The organism is Microbacterium sp. MYb64, assembly GCF_002979495.1.
Taxonomy (GTDB): domain Bacteria; phylum Actinomycetota; class Actinomycetes; order Actinomycetales; family Microbacteriaceae; genus Microbacterium; species Microbacterium azadirachtae_A.
Genome location: NZ_PCOW01000022.1, coordinates 1 through 22,706, shown reverse-complemented (window position 1 = coordinate 22,706; position 22,706 = coordinate 1). Strand labels below are relative to the sequence as shown.

At 71.4% G+C, this 22,706-nt stretch carries 17 protein-coding genes; 11 read left to right on the top strand and 6 right to left on the bottom strand.

The window, feature by feature from the left end; all coding sequences use genetic code 11:
• Positions 1-7: 7 nt before the first annotated feature.
• A complete protein-coding gene (locus CQ044_RS16140; RefSeq protein WP_105689404.1) occupies positions 8-607 on the bottom strand; it encodes a TetR/AcrR family transcriptional regulator in 600 nt (199 codons plus the stop codon).
• A gap of 104 nt (positions 608-711) precedes the next feature.
• On the opposite strand from CQ044_RS16140, the gene CQ044_RS16135 reads away from it, so the two are divergent.
• On the top strand, positions 712-1,497 hold the full coding sequence (locus tag CQ044_RS16135) for an SDR family NAD(P)-dependent oxidoreductase (protein ID WP_105689403.1): 786 nt from the start codon (positions 712-714) through the stop codon (positions 1,495-1,497).
• A 41-nt stretch (positions 1,498-1,538) separates the two neighbouring features.
• On the opposite strand, the gene CQ044_RS16130 is transcribed toward CQ044_RS16135, so the two are convergent.
• Entirely contained in the window at positions 1,539-2,471 is a 933-nt protein-coding gene (locus CQ044_RS16130; RefSeq protein WP_105689402.1) for a nucleoside hydrolase, read from the bottom strand.
• Positions 2,472-2,549: 78 nt separating this feature from the next.
• Here CQ044_RS16130 and hrpA point away from each other — a divergent pair, with 78 nt between their 5' ends.
• The 5 genes from hrpA (at position 2,550) to CQ044_RS16105 (ending at position 11,110) form a co-directional block, all read left to right on the top strand.
• On the top strand, positions 2,550-6,620 hold the full coding sequence (gene hrpA / locus CQ044_RS16125; protein WP_105689401.1) for an ATP-dependent RNA helicase HrpA: 4,071 nt from the start codon (positions 2,550-2,552) through the stop codon (positions 6,618-6,620).
• A 190-nt stretch (positions 6,621-6,810) separates the two neighbouring features.
• Entirely contained in the window at positions 6,811-7,788 is a 978-nt protein-coding gene (locus tag CQ044_RS16120) for an EamA family transporter (RefSeq protein ID WP_105689400.1), read from the top strand.
• A gap of 9 nt (positions 7,789-7,797) precedes the next feature.
• Positions 7,798-8,745, top strand: coding sequence for an NADP-dependent oxidoreductase (locus tag CQ044_RS16115; RefSeq protein WP_105689399.1), 948 nt, complete (start codon positions 7,798-7,800; stop codon positions 8,743-8,745).
• 68 nt (positions 8,746-8,813) lie between these two features.
• Positions 8,814-10,181: an O-acetylhomoserine aminocarboxypropyltransferase/cysteine synthase family protein gene (locus tag CQ044_RS16110; protein WP_105689398.1), complete on the top strand. Its 1,368-nt coding sequence runs from the start codon at positions 8,814-8,816 to the stop codon at positions 10,179-10,181.
• A gap of 110 nt (positions 10,182-10,291) precedes the next feature.
• Positions 10,292-11,110, top strand: coding sequence for a shikimate 5-dehydrogenase (locus CQ044_RS16105; RefSeq protein WP_258133348.1), 819 nt, complete (start codon positions 10,292-10,294; stop codon positions 11,108-11,110).
• Positions 11,111-11,113: 3 nt separating this feature from the next.
• Here CQ044_RS16105 and CQ044_RS16100 read toward each other — a convergent pair whose 3' ends face one another.
• From CQ044_RS16100 to CQ044_RS16090, 3 genes are read right to left on the bottom strand one after another with little or no spacing between them, the layout of a single operon-like run.
• Positions 11,114-12,010: a carbohydrate ABC transporter permease gene (locus CQ044_RS16100; RefSeq protein ID WP_105689397.1), complete on the bottom strand. Its 897-nt coding sequence runs from the start codon at positions 12,008-12,010 to the stop codon at positions 11,114-11,116.
• A complete protein-coding gene (locus CQ044_RS16095) occupies positions 12,007-12,975 on the bottom strand; it encodes a carbohydrate ABC transporter permease (protein ID WP_105689396.1) in 969 nt (322 codons plus the stop codon). The genes CQ044_RS16100 and CQ044_RS16095 overlap by 4 nt, the downstream gene beginning before the upstream one ends.
• A 26-nt stretch (positions 12,976-13,001) precedes the next feature.
• Entirely contained in the window at positions 13,002-14,312 is a 1,311-nt protein-coding gene (locus tag CQ044_RS16090; RefSeq protein WP_105689433.1) for an ABC transporter substrate-binding protein, read from the bottom strand.
• A 221-nt stretch (positions 14,313-14,533) separates the two neighbouring features.
• Between CQ044_RS16090 and CQ044_RS16085 the strand changes: the two genes are divergently transcribed.
• The 5 genes from CQ044_RS16085 (at position 14,534) to CQ044_RS16065 (ending at position 21,569) form a co-directional block, all read left to right on the top strand.
• Positions 14,534-16,057: a UDP-N-acetylmuramoyl-L-alanyl-D-glutamate--2,6-diaminopimelate ligase gene (locus CQ044_RS16085; RefSeq protein ID WP_105689395.1), complete on the top strand. Its 1,524-nt coding sequence runs from the start codon at positions 14,534-14,536 to the stop codon at positions 16,055-16,057.
• A gap of 92 nt (positions 16,058-16,149) precedes the next feature.
• Complete coding sequence (locus tag CQ044_RS16080) at positions 16,150-16,848, top strand: RNA polymerase sigma factor (protein ID WP_105689432.1); 699 nt, start codon at positions 16,150-16,152, stop codon at positions 16,846-16,848.
• Positions 16,849-16,912: 64 nt separating this feature from the next.
• The gene (locus tag CQ044_RS16075; protein WP_258133347.1) at positions 16,913-17,308 is read left to right on the top strand and encodes a hypothetical protein; all 396 of its coding nucleotides are present in this window, start codon (positions 16,913-16,915) and stop codon (positions 17,306-17,308) included.
• A gap of 148 nt (positions 17,309-17,456) precedes the next feature.
• Positions 17,457-19,058, top strand: a complete 1,602-nt coding sequence (locus CQ044_RS19890; RefSeq protein WP_105689393.1) for a S8 family serine peptidase — start codon at positions 17,457-17,459, stop codon at positions 19,056-19,058.
• 42 nt (positions 19,059-19,100) lie between these two features.
• Entirely contained in the window at positions 19,101-21,569 is a 2,469-nt protein-coding gene (locus CQ044_RS16065; protein WP_258133346.1) for a CHAT domain-containing protein, read from the top strand.
• A 236-nt stretch (positions 21,570-21,805) separates the two neighbouring features.
• Here the strand turns inward: CQ044_RS16065 and CQ044_RS16060 are convergent, their stop codons facing one another.
• Positions 21,806-22,663 (bottom strand): sulfurtransferase, encoded by an 858-nt coding sequence (locus CQ044_RS16060; RefSeq protein ID WP_105689392.1) that lies wholly within the window; start codon positions 22,661-22,663, stop codon positions 21,806-21,808.
• Positions 22,664-22,706: the final 43 nt, after the last annotated feature.

Here is a 22,706-nt window from a genome sequence, read left to right as displayed (position 1 = left end):
CAAGCGCTCAGCGCTTCGGCGCAAGCGCGGCATACGCCCGGGCGGCGAGCGCCGCCGGGGATCCGCTTCCGCGTACCCCTGCCGTGGAGCGCGACCACTCCTCCAGCCCGATCCGGATCGCCTCCGTCGCCGCCGCCGCGAGCACCCGCGCAGCGAGCCGGTCCCGCTCGCCGCGTTCCGAGATGAGCGCGACGAGGCGCTCCTCGGACTCGTGGTTCACCCGGTGCCACACGGCCCTGAGCTCCCGGTCCTCGGCGAGCGCGCGCAGCAGCGGGCGCATGCGGGCGAGGCCCTCGGCGTCCTCGGGCGTCTCCGGAGTGAGCTGCGCGGCGAGCACCGCGGGGATCGCCGCTGCGGGCTCCTCCTCCGCCTCTTCGAGCGCGGCCTGCCAGCGCGCAGCGCCGATCTCGAGCACCGGAGCGACCGCATCCTCCTTCGTCGGGAAGTAGCGGTAGAACGTGCGCAGCGAGACTCCGGAGGCTTCCGCGATCTCGGCCGCCGTCACCTGAGCGACACCGCGCTCGGAGAACAGGCGCGCCGCCTCCGTCGCGATCTCGCCGGCGGTCGCCGCCTTGCGGCGCGACATGAGTCCGGTGCGGTTCTGCATGATCCGAGAGTACGGGAATATCTTCCGTTTCATGGTGTTGTGTGTCAATATGACACGTTGTGCCACTTCGACACAACAGGACTTCCAAGGAAGAAGGATTCGACATGAACCGCTATGAAGGTCGCCGCGCTCTGGTCACCGGCGGCGGATCCGGCATCGGTCAGGCCACCGTGCTGCGCATGCTCGCCGAAGGCGGGCACGTCGTGGCGGCCGACGTGAGTGCCGCCGGTCTCGCGGACACCGTCGCGAAGGCGGGAGATGCCGCCGATCGCCTCACCGCGATCGAGGTCAACATCGGCGACGAGGCCTCCGTGAAGGCGGGCGTCGCCGCCGCGGTCGAGGCCCTCGGCGGCCTGGACGTGCTCGTGAACGCCGCGGGCATCCTTCGTTCCTCGCACACCGCCGAGACCACGCTCGACCAGTTCCAGCAGGTCATCCAGGTGAACCTCGTCGGCACCTTCCTGATGATCCGCGAGGCGATCCCCGCGCTGCTCGCGGGCAACGACGCCGCCGTGGTGAACTTCAGCTCCACCTCCGCGATGTTCGCGCACCCGTACATGGCCGCCTATGCGGCGAGCAAGGGCGGCGTGCAGTCGATGACCCACGCGCTGGCGGCGGAGTACGCCAAGCAGGGAATCCGCTTCACCGCCGTGCAGCCGGGGTCGATCTCCTCGGGGATGACCGACGGATCCGGCCAGAGCGGGCAGAGCCGGGGGCCTGGTCTTCCGGAGGACGCCGACATGAGCCTGTTCATGAAGCTCGCTCCGGCCATCGGTCAGGGCTTCGCCGGCCCCGAGTCCGTGGCCGGCGTGGTCGCGATGCTCGCGAGCGCCGACGGCGCCTTCATCACGGGCACCGAGGTGCGCATCGACGGCGGAACACACTTCTGATCCGCGCAGACCTCTGATCCCCGCGAGGCGGTCGGCATCTCTCAGGCGAGGGTGCCGACCGCTTCTTCGATGAGCGCCCAGAACCGCTCGAGGTCGAGATCCATCGCGATCGTCGCGTTGGGCGCGGTGCCGAGAACGCCGAGGAGGTCCACGCTCGTGGCGCCGCGCGTGAAGACGCCCTCCGTCTCGACGTCCAGCCTGGCGCGCACGGTCGTCGCGACGGCCGGATCGATGAGCATCGCGACAGTGATCGGGTCGTGCAGCGGCCCGTCGGGCATGTGCTCGGCGATCTCGTAGGTGGCGCAGAAGAACTCGAGCAGCTCGGCGCCGAACGCCGCGGTGCGGGTGCCGATACGGCGGATCCGCTCCCGCACCTCTCGGGTGATGAGCGCCTGGTGCGAGATGTTCAGCCCCACCATCGTGAAGTCCACGCCGCTCTCCAGCACGAGGGCGATCGCCTCCGGGTCGGTCCAGGCGTTGAACTCCGCGTACGGGGTCGCGTTGCCGCGGCCGGTCGATCCGCCCATCCAGACGACGCGGGCGATGCGCGGCAGCAGGTCGGCGTGGTCGCGCACCAGCAGGCCGACGTTGGTGAGCGGCCCGGTGGCGACGATCGTGACCGGCTCCTCGGACTCCTCGAGCACCGCGCGCATGAGCGTCAGCGCGTCACGCGGATCCTCCGGGACGGTCGGCTCCGGCAGCTCAGGACCGCCGAGCGCGTTGGCGCCGTGGATCTGCTCCGCGGGGTGCAGGCGTCCGTGGATCGGCCCTGCCGCGCCTGCGGCGATCGGCACGCCCTCGATGCCCGCGACCGTGCACGCGATGCGGGCGTTGCGCGTGGTGAACTCCAGCAGCCCGTTGCCGCCCACGGTGGTGAGGGCGCGCAGGTCGATCGCGGGGTTCGCGGCGGCGAGCCAGATCGCGAAGACGTCGTCGTGGCCGGGATCGCAGTCGAGGATGACGGGTGTGCTCATGATGCCTCAGTATCCCGGCTGGTCGCGACGCGACGAAGCCCTGACGCGCTCCGCTCTCCCGCGATAGGCTGGAGGGCTATGTCTGCGCCCGTGATCTCCTACCCGCCGGAACTCCCGGTCAGTGCCGCGCGCGACGAGATCGCCGCGGCGATCCGCGACCATCAGGTGGTTGTCGTCGCGGGTGCGACCGGATCCGGGAAGACGACCCAGCTTCCGAAGATCCTGCTCGAGCTCGGCCGGGAGCGCATCGCGCACACCCAGCCGCGCCGCCTCGCGGCCCGCACGATCGCCGAGCGCGTGGCGGAGGAGCTGCGGGTGCCCCTCGGCGGACTCGTCGGCTACAAGGTGCGCTTCACCGATCAGGTCTCCGAGGAGACCCGGATCGCGCTCATGACCGACGGCATCCTGCTCAACGAGATCCACCGCGACCGGCTGCTGCGCCGCTACGACGCCATCATCATCGACGAGGCGCACGAGCGCTCCCTCAACGTCGACTTCCTCCTCGGCTACCTGCACCGGATCCTCCCCGAGCGCCCCGACCTCAAGGTCGTCATCACCTCGGCGACGATCGACCCGCACAGCTTCGCCAAGCACTTCGCCGATGCCGATGGCGAGCCCGCGCCCGTGGTCGAGGTCTCGGGACGGACCTATCCCGTCGAGATCCGCTACCGGCCCCTCGTGGATCCGGTCCCTGAGCTTGTCGAAGGGCCCGGATCCACGAAGGCCCTTCGACAAGCTCAGGGACCGAAGAGGCGCGCCGAGTCCGAGCCCGAGGACGAGGTCACGGCGATCGTGACCGCGCTGCGCGAGCTCGACCGCGAGGAGCGCGGCGACGTGCTGGTGTTCCTGCCCGGCGAGGCCGAGATCCGGGACGCCGCCGACGCGATCCGGGGCGCGTACCGCTCCCAGACAGCGCCGGTCGAGGTGCTCCCGCTGTACGGGCGCCTCTCGGCCGCCGAGCAGCACCGGGTGTTCGAACCGTCGACCGTGGCGGGGCTGCGGCGTCGGGTGATCCTGGCCACGAACGTCGCCGAGACGAGCCTCACCGTGCCCGGCATCAAGTACGTGATCGACACGGGCACGGCCCGCATCTCGCGCTACAGCAACCGCTCGAAGGTGCAGCAGCTGCCGATCGAGGCGGTGTCGCAGGCGTCCGCGAACCAGCGCTCCGGCCGCGCCGGCCGCACGAGCGCCGGCATCGCGATCCGGCTCTATGGCGAGGATGACTTCGAGAAGCGGCCGGAGTACACCGAACCCGAGATCCTGCGCACCTCGCTGGCATCCGTCGTGCTGCAGATGCTGAGCCTGGGCTTCGGCGACATCGCGGAGTTCCCCTTCCTCACTCCCCCGGGTTCGCGCGACGTGAAGTCGGCGATCGATCTGCTGGTCGAGCTCGGCGCGGTGCAGCCGGGCCGCCCCTCGGCGGGGACCGGCACCGAGGCCCCGCGCCTCACCCGGATCGGGCGCGACATCGCGCGCATGCCGATCGACCCGCGCTTCGCCCGCATGCTCGTCGAGGCGAGCCGCCCTTCGACAGGCTCTGGGAGCGCGGCGGGCTCTGCCACCGGCGTCATCGGACCGGTTCTCGCGATCGCGGCGGGGCTGTCGATCCAGGACGTGCGCGAGCGCCCGTCGGCCGACGCGCCGCAGGGTGTGCGCGACGAGGCGGAGCGGATGCACGCGCGGTTCGCGGATCCGACGAGCGACTTCCTGTCGATCCTGAACCTGTGGAACCATCTGCGCGAGCAGCAGAAGGAACTCGGGTCCAGCGCGTTCCGCCGGCTCTGCCGCTCGGAGCACCTGAACTACGTGCGGGTGCGCGAATGGTTCGACGTGCACCGGCAGCTGCGCACGCTCGTGAAGACCGGCCGCGACGCCTCGACGGAGGCCGCGGATCCGGATGCGGTGCACCGGGCTCTCCTCGCGGGGCTGCTCAGCCAGATCGGCATCCTCGACGAGCGCAACCTCACGAAGGGCCCGCCGACGAAGGGCGGGCAGAAGGACCAGAAGCGCCGCATCGCGGAGTACCGCGGTGCCCGCGGGATCCGGTTCTCCCTCTTCCCCGGCTCCGCGCTGCGCCCTTCGAGAGCCTCAGGGACCGGGGCGCCGCGCGCCGTCATGGCGGCGGAGATCGTGGAGACCTCCCGCACGTTCGCGCGCACCGCCGCGGCGATCGACCCCGCCTGGGCGGAGGCGCTCGCCGGAGACCTCGCCAAGCGGCAGGTCTCCGAACCGCACTGGTCCAAGGAGTCCGGGGCCGCGGTCGCCTTCGAGAAGGTCACGCTGTTCGGCGTGGAGATCGTGGCGCGCCGGCGCGTGCAGTTCGCCCGCATCGACCGGCCCGCCGCCCGCGAGCTCTTCCTGCGGCACGCGCTGGTCGAGGGCGAGTGGGATCCGAGCCGCATCGACAAGCGCGTCTCCGCGTTCTGGCGCAGCAACGCCGAGTTGCGCCGTCGCCTCGAGAAGCTCGAGGAGCGCGAGCGGCGCCGCGACATCCTCGTCGGCGACGAGGCCGTGTTCCGGTTCTACGACGAGCGGATCCCGAACGACGTGTTCGACGTGCGCTCGTTCGAGGCGTGGTGGCGCGACGCCCTCACGGCGACGCCGAAGCTGCTCGTGATGCGCGAGGGCGACCTGCTCGACGATGCCGACCGGGCCGATCAGCAGGACTTCCCCACGCGGTGGACGCAGGCGGACCAGGTGCTGGGCCTCGCGTACCGCTTCGAGCCGGGAGCCGTGGACGACGGCGTGAGCGTCGTCATCCCGCTCGCGCTGCTGCAGCAGGTGCGGGACACCGGATTCGACTGGCAGGTGCCGGGGTTGCGCGCAGAGCTCGTGACGGCGCTGCTGCGCGCACTGCCGAAGGCGATCCGCCGGCATGTGGTCCCCGCCGCGGACTGGGCCGACACCTTCGGTGCCGAGCTCGCGACCGACGGGCCGGAGTCGCATCAGGGCGTCCCCTCGCGGAGCCTGCGCGAGGCGCTCGCGCGGCTCATCCAGCCGCTCGCGAATCAGCCGATGTCCGCCGCGGACTTCGACATGGAGCGCGTGTCCGCGCACCTCCGGATGAACTTCCGTGCGGTCGACGAGCGCGGTCGCGTCGTCGGGTCGGGGCGGGATCTGACCGTGCTGCAGCACGAGCTCGCGGATCGTTCCCGCGCGAGCGTGGCCCGCTCGATCGAGCGAGGCCCCGAGCCCGCCCGCCCCGGACGAGGGCGCGGCGCCGCAACCGTCGCGGCCGCCTCTCCTGGGGCCCCGACGGAGCGCGACGGCATCACCACCTGGGACCTCGGCGAGCTTCCGGAGGTGCTGGACACCCGGGTGGCCGGCGGCGTGGTGCGCGGCTATCCCGCGCTCGTCGACCAGGGCAAGTCCGTCGCGCTGCGGGTCGAGGCGACCGCCGAGGCGGCGCTCGCAGCGACCCGCGACGGCGTGCTGCGGCTGGTGCTCCTCGGGATCCCCTCCCCCGCCTCCTATGTGCAGCAGCACCTGACGAGTCCGGAGAAGCTCGCGCTCGCCGCTTCCCCGTACCCGAACGTCGCTGCGCTCGTCGAGGATGCGCGCGCGGCCGTCGCACGGGCCGCGATCGACCGGATGACCGGTCCCTCGACCGGCTCGGCGACCGTGGGGATCGTGCGCACCGAGGCCGAGTTCGCCCGCGTGCGCGACGGGGTCTCCGCGATCGTCGTGGACGAGCTGTTCGCGCTCGTGTCGCTCGTCGCGAAGATCCTCACGAAGGCGCGCGAGGTCGAGCGCGGGATGAAGGGACAGAACTCCCTCGCGCTGCTCGGGCCGTTGGGCGACATCCGCGGCCAGCTCGCCGGCCTGCTGCCGAACGGCTTCATCTCGGGCGCGGGCGCCGAGCGCCTCGCCCAGTTCCCGCGCTACCTCGACGGCATCCTGGATCGGCTGCGCACCCTGGCGGACGCGCCGGGCAAGGACCGCACCCGGCAGAGCGAGTACGAGCGCATGGCCAAGGCCTACGCCGATGCCGGAGGCGCGATCCCGCTGCCCGCCGGATCCGCACCCCGACTCGTCGAGGTGCGCTGGCTTCTCGAGGAGTACCGCGTGAGCCTCTTCGCGCAGCGCCTGGGCACCGCGCAGCCGGTCTCCCCACAGCGCATCATGAAGGCCCTCGCGGAGAAGTGACCTCAGCACGGGTCGCCGGCGCTGCCGTGGTGGCCCCGTGTCCCGGTTCGGCCGTGCCGCGTCCCACTTCGGGCCGTACCGTGTCCCACTTCTGCCCGTACCCTGTCCCACTTTCGGCGCCGGGAACATCGGATCCGGCACCAGAACTGGGACACTCCCGCGCGAACGGGGCGCCGCTACCCTGAGCACCATGGCGCACGCGACCCCCGCGGCCCCGCACCGCGGGCATACGATCGGCGTGCTCGCGGCGGCCGCGGCCGCGCTGCTCTGGGGCACGACCGGCACCGCAGCCACGTTCGCGCCGAGCGCGGGGCCGCTGGCGATCGGCGCGGCCGCGCTCGGCATCGGCGGAATCCTGCAGGCGCTGATCGCCCCACGGGCACTGCGAAGGGCAGCACCGCAGCTGCGCGCGCGGTGGCGGATCGTGGCGGTCGGCGGCCTGTCGGTCGCAGTGTATCCGCTCGCTTTCTACAGCTCGATGCACCTCGCCGGGGTCGCGGTCGGCACGGTCGTGTCCCTCGCCTCCGCTCCCCTCGCCGCCGGCGTCATGGAGCGGGTGCTCGACGACCGACGCCTCGGCGCCCGCTGGTGGATCGCCGCTGCACTCGGCATCGCCGGGAGCGTGCTGCTGTGCGCCGCGAGGCTCGGCGACGCGCAGGGCGACCCTGCGGGCACCGTGTTCGGGATCCTGCTCGGTCTCGTCGCCGGCGTCACGTACGCGGCCTATTCCTGGGCCGCGGCGGCTCTCATGACGGGCGGCATCCCCCGCGCGGCCGCGATGGGCTCGGTCTTCGGCCTTGGTGGACTGCTGCTGATGCCGGTGCTCCTCGCGACCGGGGCTCCCCTGCTGGCCTCGGGCTCGGCCTTCGCCGTCGCGGCGTACATGGCGCTCGTGCCGATGTTCCTCGGCTACGTGCTGTTCGGGCTCGGACTGGCCAGGATCGGGGCGGGTACGGCGACGACGATCACGCTCCTCGAGCCCGCCGCCGCGACCGTGCTCGCAGTGCTGGTCGTGGGCGAGCGCCTGACGCCGGCGGGCTGGATCGGACTCGCCCTCATCGGCGCCTCGGTGGTGCTGCTCTCGATCCGCCCTGCCACCCCGGTCGGCGACGCCGGCGGCCCCGTGGCCGAGCCGCGGACGCGCCCCGCCCCCTCCGACCCGACGTAGCCTGGAGCCATGGCTCAGGCGATCGTGCAGACCGAGACCGGCGGACCCGAGGTCCTCACCCTCGTGGAGGTGCCGGATCCGATCCCCGCGGCCGGCGAGGTCGTCGTGCGCATCGAGGCGGCAGGCGTGAACCCGATCGACGTCAAGCAGCGCAGCGGCTTCCGCCCGCTCCCTCCGATCACGGAACCGCGACACCAGGGCTTCGACGGCGCGGGCGTCGTGACCGCGATCGGATCCGGCGTCGCCGACCTGCGGGTCGGCGATCGCGTCGCCATCCGGGACACCCGTGGCACGTACGCGACCGCGCTCGCGGTGCCGGCCGCGCACGCCGCCGTGATGCCGGTCGAGGTCGACGCCGCTCAGGGCGCCGCGCTCGGGATCCCCGCAGGCACCGCCTACCAGTCGCTGCGCTCGCTCGGCGTCGGCGAGGGCGACCTGCTACTCCTGCACGCCGGATCCGGCGCCGTCGGACAGGCCGCGATCCAATTCGCCGTCGCATGGGGCGCCGAGGTCATCGCCACCGGCGGGGAGTCGTCGCGGGAGCGCCTGCGCGCGCTGGGTGCGATCCCGGTCGTCTACGGCGAGGGCCTCGAGCAGCGGATCCGCGATGCCGCGGGCGATCGCGAGATCACCGTGGCGCTGGACGGGGCCGGCACGGACGAGGCCATCGCCGCATCCCTCGCCCTCGTCGCCGACCGCGACCGGATCGCCACGATCGTGCGCGGACCCGATGCGGCGTCGTTCGGCATCCGCGCGTTCAGCGGCGGAAGCCCCGTGCCTCTGACCGCGCAGGAGCTCGCATGGCGCGCCGAGGCCGTGCCCGTGGCCCTCGGGCTCATCGCCGAGGGCCGCTTCTCGGTCGAGTTCGGCCCCGAGCTGCCGCTCGCCGAAGCCGCCGAGGCGCACCGCCTCATCGAGACGCACGCCGCGCGCGGCAAGATCGTCCTGCGCCCCTGACCCCCGCCGGATCCGCAACAGACGGAAACATCCCGGCGGATCGGGCCCGCGCGCCCGAGGATGGGTGCGTGACCGTTCCCGCCGCCTCCGCCCCCGACACCCGTTTCGCCACGAAGCAGGTGCAGGCGGCGTACGTCGCGGGAACGCCGCAGAACACGGCCGTGCCCCCGCTGTACCAATCGGCCGCCTACGAGTTCGGGTCCCTCGCCGAGGCGCGCGACCTGTTCGCGCTGCGTCGCGCGGGCAACATCTACAGCCGCAACGCCAGCCCCACGCAGCAGTTGCTCGAGGAGCGCGTCACGGCGCTCGAGGGCGGCGTCTCCGCGATCGCCGTCGCCAGCGGGCAGGCCGCGGTCGCCGTCACGATCCTCGCGCTCGCGGGCCGCGGCGGTCATGTCGTCGCCGCCGACCGGCTCTACGGCGGCACGGTCGACCTGCTGCAGGACACCCTCGACGACTTCGGGATCACGGTGACCTTCGTCGACCAGGACAACCCGGAGGCCTGGCGCGCGGCGGCGAACGAACGCACCCGGCTGTTCTTCGCGGAGTCCGTCGCGAACCCGCTCGCCCAGGTTCTCGACATCCGCACGGTCGCCGAAATCGCGCACGCCGCGGGCGTCCCCCTCGTGATCGACAGCACGGTCGGCACCCCGTACCTGATCCGTCCCGGCGAGCACGGCGCCGACTTCGTGGTGCACTCCGCCACGAAGTTCCTGAGCGGCCATGGCACCTCTCTCGGCGGCGTCGCTGTCGACCTCGGATCCTTCGACTTCGGCGCCGACTCCGCGCGCTGGCCGCAGTTCACCGCCGCGCACGACCGGTTCGGGCCGCAGTCGCTCTGGGAGCGGTTCGGGCAGGGCTTCGCCTTCGGAGCGCTCGTGAAGGCCAAGTACGTGCACGACCTCGGCCCCTCCCTCTCGCCGTTCAACGCGCACCAGATCCTGCAGGGCATCGAGACGCTCGATCTGCGCGTCTCCCGGCAGAGCGCGTCGGCCCAGGCGATCGCCGAGGCCCTCGCCGCGCACCCCGCGGTCTCCGCCGTGCACCACCCCGGCCTCGCCGGCAACCCGTGGCACGACCTCGCCGCGCGCTATCTCCCCCGCGGGATCCCCTCGGTGTTCTCAATCGACCTGGTCTCCGCGGGCGACGAAACCCTGGACCAGGAGCGCGTGGAGCGGTTCGTGGACGGCTTGAGGGTCGTGCGCCTCGTCGCGAACATCGGCGACGCACGGTCGCTCGTCTCGCACCCCGCATCGATGACGCACTCGCACCTGAACGCCGCGCAGCGTGCCGCCGCCGGCATCGGCGCGACGACGGTCCGCCTGTCGATCGGCATCGAGGACCCCGCCGACATCCTCGCCGACCTCGAACAGGCTCTTGCCCTCGCGACCGCGGGCACGGAGACCACCACGGCGAAGGAGTTCGCCACGGTCTGAGCTCTCTCGCGTCTCGAACTCAGTCGATATTGGGGCCCCGGGCCTCAGATTCCCTCGCGGCCCCCGGAATCGACTGAGTTCGAAACAGGTGCGCTCGGTAATCTGATCCCGTGCCGATCCTGAACAAAGACATGACGCTGTGCATCTCGCTCTCCGCGCGACCGAGCAACAACGGCACCCGGTTCCACAACCACCTCTATGAGGCCCTTGGACTGAACTGGATCTACAAGGCCTTCGCCCCGACCGACCTCGCCCAGGCGATCGCCGGGGTGCGGGGCCTCGGGATCCGCGGCTGCGCGATCTCGATGCCGTACAAGGAGGACGTGATCGCACTCGTCGACCGGATGGATCCGTCCGCCACCGCGATCGACTCCGTCAACACGATCGTGAACGAGGACGGCGTGCTCACCGCCTACAACACCGACTACTCGGCGATCGCGCAGCTCATCGCGCGCCATTCGCTGGATCCGGCGTCGTCCGTGCTGCTGCGCGGATCCGGCGGGATGGCCAAGGCGACCGCGGCCGCGTTCCGGGATGCGGGCTTCGCGGACGTCACGATCGTGGCCCGCAACGAGGAGGCCGGCCGGGCGCTCGCCGGGCTGTACGGCTTCGGCTGGGCCGCAGACGTCGCCGATCGCAGCGCTGATGTGCTCGTGAACGTGACCCCGATCGGCATGGCGGGCGGCGCCGAGGCCGAGGCACTGTCGTTCCCGCCTTCGGCGATCGACGCCGCCGCCGTGGTCTTCGACGTCGTGGCCCTCCCCGCCGAGACGCCTCTCGTGCGTGCGGGGCGGGCCGCAGGCAAGACCGTGATCACGGGATCCGCCGTGGCGACCCTGCAGGCGCTCGAGCAGTTCGTGCTGTACACGGGGATCCGCCCGAGCGACGAGCAGGTGCGCGCGGCCGAGGAGTTCATGCGGAACGCGTGAGCGTCAGCGGCCCGCGAGCGCGCCTCCGATGCCGCCGACGCTGAAGTACCGGTTCAGCGCGGCGAAGACGATCACCGGCGGCGCCATCATGATCACGGAGACCGCCATGACGGAGCCCCAGTCGGTGGCGTTCTGCTGGAAGAAGGACTGCACTCCCATCGGCAGGGTGAACGTGGTGTCGGTGCGCAGGAAGACGATCGCGACGAGATAGTCGTTCCAGGCCAGCAGGAACGAGAAGATCGCGGTCGAGAGCACGCCGGGCAGACTGTTGCGCAGCACCACCCGGGTGAAGCTGCCGAACACCGAGGCGCCGTCGATCCAGGCGGCCTCCTCGAGGCTGATCGGGATCGAGTCGAAGTACGCGGCCATCATCCAGGTCGCGACCGAGAGACCGGCGCCGACGTAGACGATGGTCAGCCCCGCGAGGTTGTCGACCAGGCCGAGCCCGGCGAACAGGATGAAGAGCGGGATCACCGACACGATCACCGGCAGCGACTGGATCACGAACAGCAGCAGCGAGTATCCGGAGACGAGCCTGCTGCGCCCGCGGGACAGGACGTACCCCGCGGGTGCGGCGACCGCGACCGACACCACGACCGTGGCGAGCGTGGTGATCAGGCTGTTCACCATCCAGGTCGGCGTCAGCGTCTGCGTGAGCACGACGAAGAAGTTGTCGATGGTCAGCCCGCTGGTCTGCGTGCTCGTCGTGCTGGGCGTCAGCGAGAGCAACAACGTCGCGATGACGGGCACGAGGATCAGCAGAGTCAGCACCGAGAGGATCAGGAACCGCCACCAGCGTCCGCGGAGCGCGGCCTCGGACACGGGTCGAGGCGCGCGCCGCCGGCCGCGCTCCCCCGGAGCCGCACCCTCGACCGGGTGCGTGTGCAGGACACTGCTCATGATTCGACGCTCGACTTCCGGATCTGGCGGTACAGGACGACGGAGACGATCACCAGCGCGATCGTCATGATGAACGCGATCGCGACCCCGGGACCGACCTGGAAGTCCTGGAACACGGTGCGATACGCGAGGACCGTGAGCGAGGTCGTCGCGTCGACGGGCCCGCCCGCGGTGAGCAGGTAGATGGTCGGGAAGTCGTTGACGCAGAAGATGGTCATCAGGATCCAGCTGATGTACGTCGAGCGTGCGATCAACGGCAGGGTGATGTGCACGAATTGCTGCCACCGGTTCGCCCCGTCCATCCCCGAGGCCTCGTAGACCGTGCCGTCGACCGCGGCCAGCGCCGCGCTCGACATCAGCATCATGAACGGGAAGCTGATCCACACCTTGAACACGCACACCGTGATCGCGGCCCACATCGGGTCGGCGAGGAGCAGGACCTCTCCGAACCCGACGGTGCGGAGGAGCGTCGGCACGGGGCTCTGGGGCGTGGCGACGAGCCAGTTCCACGCCGTCGAGGACACCACGATCGGCACGACCCAGGGCAGCAGCAGGAGCACCTTGAAGGCGCCGGACGCCGGGATCCGCGTGCGCAGCAGCAACGCGAATCCGAGCCCCACCGCCCAGGATCCGAAGACGCCCACCAGCGTGAACACGAGGGTGAATCCTGCCGCCCTCCAGAAGGCGGGAGAGCCGAGCACCTGCGCGTAGTTGTCGAATCCCACGAACGGCCCGGTATCGAGCAGACTGCCCTGATGCGCGGACTGGAACGCCGCGTACACGAAGGGATACGCGTTGATCAGCAGCAGCAGGATGACGGACGGCGCGATGAGCGCCGAGTAGGTCCGCCGGGTCTGCAGGACGATCCTGCTTCCGCCGCGCCGCGGATCCCGGCCCGCGCCGGACGCCCCGAGGCCGGACGATGCGCGCCGCAGCCGCTGCGCCACGGTCTGTGTCGTGGTCATGGTCGTCTCCCCGCCCGACCGGGCTCCTACTTGACCACCGCCTCGATCGCGGTCTGGAACGTCTGCAGCGCCGCCTTGGCGTCGGTCTTGCCCTGCAGCATCGTCTGGCTGAACTGCGTGATCGCCTGGCCGCCGTCGATCGCGGCCAGAGCGCCGAAGAGCGCCGCCGAGGTCGCGCCGAAGGTCTTCGAGACGGGCTGCCACTCGCGGATGATCTTGTCTGCCTGGGTGTTCTTCTTGAAGTTCTCCGACTCGGCGATCGAGCGGAGCACGGGAAGCGCCGGGATGACGTTCTGATCCCAGAGCGCCTTCATGCTCTTGAGATACCAGGTCAGGAACGCCTCGGACGCCTCCTGAGACGGGGTGTTCGTGTACATCATGATGTTGTTGCCGAAGGCGAGCGTTGCCGTGTCGCCGTGCGGGCCTGCGAGCGGGCTGGTCACCAGGATGTCACCGGTGTCGCCGATCGATGCCGGCAGGCCCGCGGTGTTCCACCCCATGCCGATCTTGTTCGTCTTCCACTGCGTCGTGAGGTTGTCGCTCGTGTAGCTGACCGCGGCTGGATCCACGGCACCGAGCGAGACGAGCTCGCGGATGAACTCCATCGCCTCGATGTTGCGGTCGGTGACGAGGTCCGGCTTGCCCTCGGCGTCGAACATGCCGCCGCCGTTGCCGATCATCATCGCGACCATCGCGTGGTTGGCGAAGTTGTTGCCGGCACCGGCCCCCACGCCGAACCCGAACACGCCGATCTTCGCGAGCGCCTTGCTCGTCTCCCGGAAGGAGTCCCAGTCGGTGGGCACCTCGGCGCCCGCCTTCTCCAGCAGCGACTTCCGGTACCACATGACGCGCATGTCGAGCTGCCACGGAACGGCGACGTAGCCCTTGTCCGTCTTCATCGACTCGATCGTCCCCGGCAGGAAGTCGTCGAGCTGACCGCTCTTCTTCATCGCGTCGATGAGGTCGTCGGCGTACGCGATGGCGCCCTGGTCGGAGAACTGGAAAGCCTGGAAACCTCCGCCCGTACTCACCGCCGGCCCCGTCTTCGACGCGATCGCCGACGAGAAGGTCTGGGAGAAGTTGTTCCACTGGATCGTCTGGTAGCTCGCCTTGGGCAGGCCGCTCTTCGGGGCATAGCCCTCGACGAGCTTCTTGGCGGCGACGTTGTAGCCCGGCTGCCCCCAGGGCATGTCCCAGAACTTCAGCGGGGCGCTCGACCCGCCGCCGCTTCCGCCCCCGGGTGCGCACGCCGCGAGGACCGGCAGGATCGCCGCGGTGCCGGCGAGGCCGAGGAAACCGCGCCGGGAGAAGGACGAGGTGGTGCGTGAGGCGTTCATCATTGGACTCCTTGTCCGACCGTCGTGGTCGGGTCTGTGTGAGGGTGGTTGCGGCGGCCCGGATCTCAGGGTGCCTGAAACTCCTCTTCTTGGCAACTTCGACGCACGGGCGCGAGGCATTTCGTGCGCTCCCGGGACAAGGGCCGCCGCGTCGCCGGCGACGAGAGCGCGGCCGAGATGACGGAAGGGGCCGAAGGAACCCCCGGTAGACTCGGACGGTCATGCCCTCCGTGTCGAACTACCCCGCCCCGCGCCTGGATTCCCGCCCCGCCGAGACCTTCCGCGCCACGCTCGGCGACCTCGCGACGCATCTCGACGTCGCCGCGCCCGAGCGGGCCGATGTCGCGTTCACCGGCGTCGCGCTGGGCACCGACCACGTCCGCACCGGCGACCTGTTCCTCGGCATCCGAGGGGCGAACTCGCACGGCGCCCGCTTCGCGGCGGAGGCCGTGGAGGCCGGCGCGACCGCCGTGCTCACCGACGCCGAGGGCGCATCCCTCGTGCCCTCAGAGGTGCCGACGGTCGTCGTCGAGGATCCGCGCCTCGCCGCGGGCCCCGCCTCCGCGTTCCTGTACCGCGACCCGGTGGCGTCGATGACCTCGATCGGCATCACCGGCACGCAGGGCAAGACGACGACCGCGTTCTACGTGGCGGCCGCCGCGGGCATGCAGCAGTCCGGCACGATCGGATCCATCGGCACGACCGTGGGCGACGACTTCTTCCCGCCCGTGCTGACGACGCCGGAGGCTCCGGAGCTGCAGGCGCTCTTCGCGGTCATGCGCGAGCAGAAGCTCGGCACGGTCGCCGTCGAGGCGTCCAGCCACGCCCTCACCCTGGGCCGCGTGGACGGCTTCGCGTTCGACGCGGGCGTCTTCCTGAATCTCGGCCACGACCACCGCGACTACCACCCGACGCAGGCAGACTACTTCGCCGCCAAGGCGCTGCTGCTCACGCCCGAGCACGCGAAGATCGGCATCGTCGACATCGACTCGCACTGGGGCCGCGTCCTCGCCGCGCAGGCGACGGTGCCCGTGCGCACGACGTCGGCGAGCGGATCCGAGTCCGCCGACTGGCGCGCGGAGGACGTCGAGCTGCGCGCGCATGGATCCTCGTTCACGGTCCGCTCCCCCGACGGCGAGCGCGTGCGGTTCACGACGCAGCTGACCGGCGCGTTCAACGTGAACAACATCCTGGCCGCCGTCGCCGCGCTCACCGAGTCCGGGCGCGACCTCGCCGACCTCGCCCCCGGCATCGCCGCTCTGCCGAGCGTCGAGGGGCGCCTGCAGCGGTTCGACTTCGGGCAGCCGTTCGCCGCGATCGTCGACTCCGCGCACAAGCCCGAGGCCATCAACGCGGCACTGCGGGCCATCAGGACCACGACGCCCGAGGGCCGCCTGATCGCCGTGCTCGGCGCGAACGGCCACCGCGACGCGGCCAAGCGCCGCATGATGGGCCGCTTCGCCGCGATGTTCGCCGACGTGCTGGTCATCACGGACGACAATCCCTACGACGACGACCCCGCCGAGATCCGCGCCTCACTGATCGCCGGCGCGCGCTCGAGCACGGTCGAGATCACCGAGATCGCCGACCGCCGCGAGGCGATGGCGGCGGCCGTGCGGATGGCGCGCCCGGAGGACACCGTGGTGATCCTCGGCAAGGGCCACGAGCGCTATCACGCACTCGCCGGCGGCGAGATCGCCTGGTACGACCCCGACGTGCTCCGCGAGGTCATCGAGGCGCTCTGACCGCGGTCCGCGGATCCCACCGGATCCGCGGACCGAAGTTGTATCAGGGAGCCACTATCGCTCTCCTGCTTGTTGTGGAGACAATGGGCGCCATGACGGCCACCGGCGACCGTATACAGCCGTCCGACGAACGCGACGAGACGTTCGGCGGCGCTCTCGGGCGCGATCGGATCGCGTCCGGCGATGCAGACGTCGAGTGGACCGCGCCACGGGCGGATCCGCCCCGGTGGGAGCGTGCGACGGCGCTCTTCCTGCGCTGGCGCGACGGCGAGCCCCGCGCGATGGACGAGCTCGTGCGCCTGATGACGCCGGTGCTGTGGCATGTCGCACGCGCCTACGGGCTCGACCGCGCGCTCTCCGAGGATGTGGTGCAGACCACGTGGATGACCCTCATGCGCAGGCATGCCGCAATCTCCGAGCCACGGGCGATCTCGGGATGGCTGACCATGTGCGCCCGCCGGGAGGCGTGGCGCGTGGGCCGGCTGCAGCGCCGTGCGGATCCCACGGAGGCGGAGCATCTCGAACCGCACCTGCCTGTCGGCGAGTCGGCGGAACGGCAGGCGCAGCGCAGCACGGAGGCCAGTGCACTGTGGTCCGCGGTCGAGGCACTGAACGCACGGTGCCAGCGACTGCTGCGCATCGTGGCGTTCGAGGAACGGCCGGACTATGCGCGCATCGCGCAGGATCTCGCCATGCCGATCGGCTCGATAGGGCCGACGCGGCAGCGCTGTCTGGGCAAGCTCCGCGCGCTTCTGGAGCAGGACGGATGGGAGGACGACGATGACTGTTGAGGAAACCGCGGCCGACGCGGCTCTCTTCGCGAGGCTGCGGGCCGAGTGGGAAGTCGAGGATCCGGTGCCCGCCGGGCTCGCGGATCGGATGGTCGCCGCCGTCGCGGCGGAAGACCTCGGGCGTGAGTATGCATGGCTGACACTGATCGAGCAGGAAGGCTCGATCGCCGTTCGCGGCGAGGCCGATACCGCAACCCTCCAGTTCAGCGACGGGACCACCGGCGTCGTGCTGCACGTGACGACCACCGAATCGGATCTGCGGCGGATCGACGGATGGGTCGACGGGGCGGTGCTCGCGATCCGCCTGACACAGCATGACCGAGAATGGGTCGCCGAGATCTCGGGCCCCGGACGATTCGCCTTCGACGCGGTGCCGACGGGCCTTTCGGCGCTGCGGCTGATCCTTCGGGGAACGGACGGCGATCCGACCGAGTTCCGCACCCCGCAGTTCGAAGTGTGACTCGAGACCGCCGATCGATCGGGAGACGCAGATGACACGTGACGATGAGGGATGGGATGACGACGGTGCGCACAGGCCGCGGCGACGTTCACGACCGGGCTGGCGGGAGCGGGAGCGGGCAGCCCGATACCGCGGAGCGGTGCTGGACATGACGCTGCAGCCCGCGCACGGGCCCGAGGCGCACACCACCGTCTACGAGCCGGACGTGCTGCTGGTGCGCCCCGTCCTCTTCGAACGGGACGAAGCGGGGCGACGCGGCGACGAACGGCTGGCCTCTCTCGCGGAGGCGCTCGGCTGGAGCGTGTCCGCGGAAAGTCTCGAAGAGTCTCCGGAGTCGTGGAGAGCCGCCGGCCACGATCCGGCTCCCCGAGGAACGGCGGACCGCGGCGCCGCTCCGGATGCGTCTGCGGGTCGGACCCGGCCCGCTCGGCATCCTGGAGTCGCGGAGTCGACACGTCTGAGGATCACCGTTTCGGCCGGCGCAGCCCGCGAAGGCCGTCCGGTTCTCGCCCCCGACGCCTGGCGTCTGCTCGTCGCCGCGCGCGATGACGGCATCCCCGGTCTCGCACTGAACCACCTGCTCGGGATCCACCCGTTCACGGGAAATCCGTTCACCGGGAACCCGTTCACGGGCAACCCGTTCACCGGCAACCCCTTCACAGGGAATCCGTTCACCGGCAACCCCGCGGGCCTCTCGAGCTACGGCTTGCCCGGCTTCGGCGGAAGGCAACCTGTCACATGGACCGGCGCGGCCCCCGCCCGCAGCCCGCTGCCTACCGGAACACGGCGCCCCATCGTCGCCGTGCTGGACACCGGCTGCGGTGCGCACCCGTGGTTCGGAAACGTACCGGGGACCCCGCCGCCCGCGGACCCCGTGCTCATCGATCCGATGAGCCTCACCGGCGAACCGCTGGGACTGAGCGATCCGGCGACCGACGCCGAGTCCCACCCGTCCCTGCGCGACCCGCTCGACGGACATCTGGATCCGGTAGCAGGGCATGGCACGTTCATCGCCGGGCTCGTGCTGCAGGCATGTCCCCAGGCGCAGATCCTGCCGATCCGGGTCTCGGACGGCAGCGGCACGATCATGGAGAACGATCTACTCGGCGCGCTCGGGCGCGTCGTCGAGCTTCTCGAAAAGGGTGCACTGCACCTGGACGTGATGAGCCTTTCCTTCGGTTTCTTCCATGAGTCCCCTGGTGCGCAGGAGACGCAGAGCGAGCTGTATGCACTGCTGCAGCGCGTGCGGCGCCGCGGATGCGTCGTGGTGTGCTCCGCGGGGAACGACGCGACCGATCGGCCCTCGTCACCCGCGGCCCTGTTCGCCTGGGGGCCGGATTCCGGAATCGACCCGGCCGACGAGACCGACCTCGCACCTCATGTCTCCGTCGGCGCGCTGAATCCCTCCGCACGCTCGGTGGCGCTGTTCTCGAACATCGGCCCGTGGGTGCGGACCTACGTGGCCGGCGTCTCCGTGCTCTCGACGCTGCCCGTGTCGTTCGACGGCGGAACGCAGGCCGGCATGCGCGACGACGCGGACGACCGCCGACGGGAGACGCTCGATCTGGACGACTTCGCGGGAGGATTCGCGGTGTGGAGCGGCACGTCGTTCGCCGCACCGATCGTGGCCGGGCGGATCGCCCACGAGCTCGACTCGGGGGTGCCGGCCGCACGGGCGACGTCCGCGATCTCGCAGGCGGTGCAGACGGTGCTCGACCGCTGCGCTCGGGAGGATGCCTCGCACGCGTAGGAGACCCTCCCGCAGAGCGCGTCGAAGGGCCATGCTGTGAAAGTGACGCTGACGGCGGATGAGCTGTACCGGCGCGGCCGCGCGCAGCTGAACGCCGGACGCAACGCCGCGGCGCGGCGCGAGCTGCTCCGCGCGCGGTCGCGCACCGAGGATCCCAACCTCCGCGCCAGGATCGCCGGCTCGATCGCCGCGATCACGATCCGCCAGGGAGACCGGGCTTCCGCCGAGGCCATCTGCCTGGAGGCGCTGCGCCTGCCTGGGCTGTCCGTGGCGACCGCAGCCATGCTCTATGGGCAACTGGGCCTGGTCGCTCTCGAGCGCGGCGATCTGGCGCGGGCGATGGTGCTGCTGGATCGCGGCATCGCAGGGATCGGGGACGAGGTGGAGCACCGGGGACCGATGCTGCTCAATCGCAGCGTGGCGCACATGCAGGCGGGGCGACTGGGACCGGCGATCACCGACCTCGACCGCGCGGTGCCGGACTACGCGGCGACGGGAGATGACATCTCCCGCGCGATGGCAGTGCACAACCGCGGCTATGCGGCGCTGCTCGCCGGCGAACTGGTGCTCGCCCTGGAGAAGATGGGCGAAGCGCACGCCGTGCTGAGCGCGGCGTCCGCCGTGAACGCGGCGATCTGCGACCGAGACCGCGCCGAGGTGTTGCGGGACGCGGGCCTCACGCGTGATGCGGAGCGCACCCTCGAGCGGGTGATACGGGTATTCGGAGCGCACCGGATGCGGCAGGCACGCGCGGAGGCCGAGTTCCACCTCGCGCGCTCTCTGCTGAGCCATGACCCCGAGCGCGCGGCGGCGATCTCCGCGGCGGCGGCCCGGAGGTTCCATGCCGTGGGGAGCTCGTCGTGGGCGGTCCGGGCAGAGGCGGTCCGACTGCGCGCCCTCCTGACGGTCGAGGCGGATGGGAGACCCACCGGGCTGCGGGCGCCCGGCGAGGAGGAGGTCGACCGCGTGGAAGCGGCGCTTCACCGCCACCGGCTCCGGACAGAGGCGGCGTCGCTGCGGCTGACTCGGCAGCGCCACCACGCTCAAGCTGACGTCGAGATCTCCGGTTCTCGAGCACGGATCCGTGTCCCTCCTGGCGCCCCGCTGCAAGTGCGCCTGCTGGGGCAGGAGGTGCGGGCGGCCCGCGCCGCCGCGGTGGGCGACGACGGGGCCGCGCGCCGGATCGCGGCCGCCGGACTGGACGAGCTCGCCACCTGGCAGGCCTCGTTCGGCAGCCTCGATCTCACCACCGCTCTCGTCATGCACGGTGCGGGGCTGCTCTATGCCGGGCTCGGCGCGGCGGTGCGCTCGCGCCGGCCGGCCGTCGTGTTCGAGTGGTCGGAGCGGGCGCGGCAGCTGAGTCAGCAGACCGTGCCGCTACGCCCCCCGCCCGACCCCGAATGGGCTGCGGACCTCGCCGAGCTGAGAATGCTCCGCTCCGAGACCGTGTCCGGCGACTGGCTCGCACACCCGCGCGCTGCCGAGTTGAGTGAGCGCGTGCGACAGCGCGAATGGTCTTCGATCGGCCGCGCCGGCGGCCGCGAACGAGTGTCGCTCGACGAGCTCCGCACCGCGCTCGACAACGACACCGCTTTCGTCGCGTACGCCTACCAGCGTGACGGCCTGGTCGCGGTCGCGGTGACGGCGGACGACGCGCGCGTGGTGGAGATCCCTCGCTGGCCGCAGACGAGACAGGCGATGGCGGGACTGCGTGCCGACCTCGACGTCGCCGCGACCGTCCGCGGCGGGTCGATGGGCGGGATCGTGCGGCGCGCGCTGGACGAGCGGCTCGCCGTGCTCTCGGAGACGCTCCTCGCGCCGGTCCTCCCGATCATCGGGGACCGTCGCCTCGCGCTCGCGGCAGCGGCGATCCTGAACGGGGTTCCCTGGGGCATGCTGCCGGGGATGCGGGGCCGGGTCTTCACTCTGACCGACTCGGCAACGCAATGGCTGCGTGCTCGTGGCGAGGTTCCCTTCCGGGGCGCCGGCTTCGCGGTCGGCCCGCGCGTCGCCCGCGGAGCCGAGGAGGTCGCCCGCGCCGCGGCGGCCTGGACGGGGACTCGAGTGCTCAGCCCTCAGGAGGCGACGGTGGGCGCGGCGATGGAGCTGTCCGCCCGGGTGAGCGTGCTTCATATCGCGGCGCATGGGCGTCATGCCGACGGGAACCCCATGTTCTCTGGTCTGGAACTCGGTGACGGGACCCTGTTCGGCTACGACATCGACCGGATGACGCGAGTGCCCGAGACCGTGCTGCTGTCGGCCTGCGAGGTCGGGCGATCGTCGGTGCGCTGGGGGTGGGAGGCGATCGGCATGACCCGGATCTGGCTGCACGCCGGGACCCACGCCGTCATCGCGACCCCGGTGATCGTCGCCGACGATGATGCCTGCGAGCTCCTCGGCGCCGTTCACGCCGGACTCGCGGCGGGCCTCGCCCCGGCCCACGCGCTGGCGCGGGCGACCGAGCAGACCGGGGTGCTCTCGCCCTTCCAGACGCACGGCAACGGATTCTGACCTCGATGTATCACGGTCGGCGCCCGATGCTCTTCCTCTTCGGATCGACACGGTGCGGCCATCGCGGGGGCGGCGGCCAGGGGATGCCGTGGACTGGGGATGTGCGCGGAAGCGATGGCGCGCAGCGATCCGAGGAGGGGTGCCGCCGAGGGGACCGGCGGCACCCCTCCTGCATCTGCGGATGGAGACCTTGCCGCGCGGCCGCTCGCGCTGAGGCGACACAACGGCCGCCGGGTTCATTCCTCGAGCGGATCCTCCGCCGCAGGCACGGGCCCGACCTCGATCGGGCGGCCGGGGGTGTTCGACCACGCGCTCCAGGATCCCGGGTACACGGTCACCTCACGGCCGATGAGCGACCCGGCGAGCGCGAGCTGCGCCGCGGTCACCCCTGATCCGCAGTACCCCGCGATCGGCACCTCCTCGCCGGCGCCGACGGCCTCGAAGGCTGCCACGATCTCGGAGGGGCTGCGGAAGCGACCGTCGGCGGTGAGGAGATCGACGATGGGCAGGTTGCGCGCGCCGGGGATGTGACCTGCGACCGGGTCGATCGGCTCGGTCTCGCCGCGGAACCGCTCCGGCGCCCGCGCGTCCAGCAGCACTCCGGTCCACCCGGCCACCTCATCGGTGCCGAGCACGTCGGCGGTTCCAGGGCGACCCAGCACGACGTCACCGAGCGGCGGCACGACCTCGCCCTGTTCGACGGCTCCCCCGGCCTCGCGCCAGGCGCCGAGCCCGCCGTCGAGGACCCGCACATCGGCGATGCCGGCACGCCGCAGCGCCCACCAGGCGCGCGATGCCGGCAGTGAACGCGAGTCGTCGTACACCACGACGCTCTGGCCCTGACGGATCCCCCATCGCCGGGCGGCCTGCTCGAGGCTCTCGTCGGAGGGAAGCGGGTGGCGCCCGTCCGAGGGCGCCCCGTGGCCCGCGAGCTCGGCCTCCAGGTCGGCGAACACGGCCCCGGGAAGGTGCCCGCCGAGGTAGTTCTCATGCCCGTCGGTGAACCCGAGACGGTAGCGCACGTCGAGGACGCGCAGATCCGCCCCCTCTTCGAGGAGACTGCGGAGCTCGACGCCGGTGATCAGGTCATCCATGCCCCCATCCTCTCAACCCACCCCGCCCCGTGGTCCCCCCACC